The organism is Roseibium sp., assembly GCF_025698965.1.
Taxonomy (GTDB): domain Bacteria; phylum Pseudomonadota; class Alphaproteobacteria; order Rhizobiales; family Stappiaceae; genus Roseibium.
This window is the reverse complement of the sequence record NZ_JAILWL010000657.1, coordinates 1-2,716: the sequence shown is the minus strand read 5'-3', so window position 1 is coordinate 2,716 and position 2,716 is coordinate 1. Positions and strand designations below refer to the sequence as shown.

Below are 2,716 nucleotides of genomic sequence, written 5' to 3'. Positions count from 1 at the left end.
TGGCCGGCTTTTCTGCAATAGGTGCCGAGTGCACGGGAATAAGCCTGAGCCTGGGAAATGTGCCCGGAAGGGGCGGAAGCCTGGCTTTCTTCCAGTTTCAGCGGCCCCTTGGGCAGGCCCAGAACACCGCGCCCAAGCGCGATCGACCCCGACGAGACGATCAGAACTTCCGAGCCAGTCTCAGACAGTGTTACGATGTCGGAGATGAGCGCCTCCAGCCAGGCGCGTTTCAACTCGCCCCGCTCAACCAGCAACGCAGAACCGATCTTGACGACGATCCGCTTGTAACTCTTGAGACTTCTGGACATCAGGGAAGCCATCCCTCCTGCTCGGGCGCAGGCACCTGATTGGCGGCCTCTTCCTTGTCCTTGTCGATGGCTCGCACGATCATGCGCAGTGCACGGTCGACATTTTGACCGCTGGCGGAAGACAGGATCAAAGGTTTTTGGCCACAAGCCGCTTCCAGGCTCGCCGATTTTTCCGCAATCAACTCATCGGTCAGCGCATCGCATTTGGACAGAGCAACAATTTCCGGCTTGTCGACAAGGCCGGCTCCATAGGCCTCCAGTTCACCGCGCACGACCTTGTAGGCTTCTCCGGGATCTTCCTGCCCCGAACCGTCGACGAGATGCAGGAGAACACGTGTCCGTTCGACATGGCCGAGGAAGCGGTCGCCGAGTCCGGTGCCTTCATGGGCCCCTTCGATCAGGCCCGGAATATCGGCCATTGCGAAACTGTTGCCGTCGATCTGAACGATGCCGAGGTTCGGATGAATGGTGGTGAAAGGGTAGTCCGCAATCTTCGGCTTGGCAGCGGAAACGGTCGCCAGGAACGTGGATTTGCCTGCGTTCGGCAAGCCGACCAGTCCGGCATCGGCAATCAGTTTGAGACGAAGCCAGATCCACTTTTCTTCACCCTCAAGACCCGGATTGGCCCGGCGCGGAGCCTGGTTGACCGAAGACTTGAAATGCGCGTTGCCAAAGCCTCCGTTTCCACCTTTCAAAAGCAGAACCTGCTGGCCAAGTTCCGTCAGATCCGCGATCAGGGTTTCATTATCTTCTTCAAAGACCTGCGTACCGACCGGCACTTTGAGGACGACATCACCGCCATGAGCGCCTGTTCGGTTTCGGCCCATACCGTGGATGCCGGTCTCGGCCTTGAAATGCTGTTTGTAGCGATAATCGATCAATGTGTTGAGACCGTCGACACACTCGATAATGACATTACCACCCTTGCCACCGTCGCCGCCGTCCGGGCCACCATATTCGATATATTTTTCACGCCGGAAGGAGACACAACCCGCACCGCCATTGCCGGAACGTACATAGACCTTGGCCTGATCGAGGAATTTCATTTTTCTTCTCTTTTGTCCTGCTGTCAGGCCTAGATCCCAGTTCGATCAAAGGCCGTCCAAAAATTCCACCCGCGTCAATTCCGTCCGGATCGCGGGCAAGGTGGCACCACGCGACACGCTGGTGCAACCAACTTCGCCCACCTGGCAAAACCCGGTCTTTTCCATCACTTTCAGGGAAGCCGGGTTGTCGGTCATGGCTTCGCAGGCAAGGCGCTCATGATCGGAATTTTGAAACAACCACTTAATCGCGGCCGTCAAAGCTTCCGTCATAAATCCCTTGCCCCAATAGGGCCGCCCAAGCCAATAGCCGATCTCCGGGGTCTCCTGCAACTTTTTGAAGCCGAGCCCTCCGATCATCTGACCTTCGAGGTCAAAATGAAATCCGAGTTCATCGGCAATTGCCGGATCTTGCCAGCGCTCAACTGATTTTTGCAGATAGGCCCGTCCCTGCTCCAGGTCATAAGGATATGGGACGCGCGACAGCATCTTGGCGACGTCATAGTCACCCAGCAACTCTGCACAGCGGTCCAGATCCTTCAACTCGGGTCTCCGCAGGATCAAACGATCGGTTTTGACAGCAATCCCGCTCATGCCGGGACCTTTTCGTTTTCAACAAATGCGGCGTGGTTCAAGGTCATCCTCGTTGCAGGAAGTGCCTGGCCGCGGGACAGTATTTTCAACTTGTATGGGCCTGTTTCCGAAAACCCGAGCTTTGACAGAACATTCAAGGAAGCCCGGTTCTCATCAAGCGCACCACTCATCACCGGTAATTCCGGGAAACACCCGAAATGCCAGGCAAGCGCTGCACGCCCGGCTTCCGTCATGATCCCTTTGCCCCAATGGTCTTTGCCGAGCCAGTAGCCAAATTCCGGCTTGCCCTCCGAACGCCCAACCGAAACAACACCTACTAATCCGTCGCCATTGTCGATTGCGAAGGCACGCTCGCCGCCCCGTCTTTGGGCCGCCGTCTGGTCAAACCACGCCTTCGCGTCCTCGATTGCATAAGGATGCGGCACGGTTGTCAGCATTTTCGCAACGTCAATGTCACCGATCTGACGCGCTATTCCCGCCAGATCATCGGGCCGAACCGGGCGCAGAAGAAGGCGCCCGGTCCTCAGGTCAGGCAAGCTCATGTCAGCTCTCTTCGTCGCTCGAAATCAGATCGCTCGAGCCGGACAACGACGTTGGAGACCCTTCGGTCCAACGCCTTGGCAAAGCGTTCGGTCATGCTGTAAGGCTTGAAACCCATCTTGCGCAACAGCGCTCTGGACCTCGAATTGTCCTCAAATGCCCGGGCAGCAACCGCATTGGTCCGGTAGGTTTCGAACGCCCATTCCAGCACTGCTTCGACGGCCTCGGTGG

General features: G+C 57.2%; 4 protein-coding genes and 1 pseudogene. All 5 read right to left on the bottom strand.

Annotation, left to right across the window (positions count from 1 at the left end; translation table 11 throughout):
• Positions 1-308: pseudogene (locus K5905_RS31205) on the bottom strand (glutamate 5-kinase); the annotation flags it as partial.
• A complete protein-coding gene (gene obgE, locus K5905_RS31200) occupies positions 308-1,354 on the bottom strand; it encodes a GTPase ObgE (RefSeq protein WP_297591607.1) in 1,047 nt (348 codons plus the stop codon). The pseudogene K5905_RS31205 and the gene obgE, both read right to left, overlap by 1 nt.
• 45 nt (positions 1,355-1,399) lie before the next feature.
• On the bottom strand, positions 1,400-1,945 hold the full coding sequence (locus tag K5905_RS31195; RefSeq protein ID WP_297591606.1) for a GNAT family N-acetyltransferase: 546 nt from the start codon (positions 1,943-1,945) through the stop codon (positions 1,400-1,402).
• Positions 1,942-2,487 carry a GNAT family N-acetyltransferase gene (locus K5905_RS31190; protein ID WP_297591605.1) on the bottom strand — a complete coding sequence of 182 codons (546 nt, stop codon included), beginning with the start codon at positions 2,485-2,487 and terminating at the stop codon, positions 1,942-1,944. The genes K5905_RS31195 and K5905_RS31190 overlap by 4 nt, the downstream gene beginning before the upstream one ends.
• Positions 2,484-2,716 (bottom strand): GNAT family N-acetyltransferase (locus K5905_RS31185; RefSeq protein ID WP_297591604.1); only part of this gene is annotated, 233 nt, incomplete at its 5' end. The genes K5905_RS31190 and K5905_RS31185, both read right to left, overlap by 4 nt.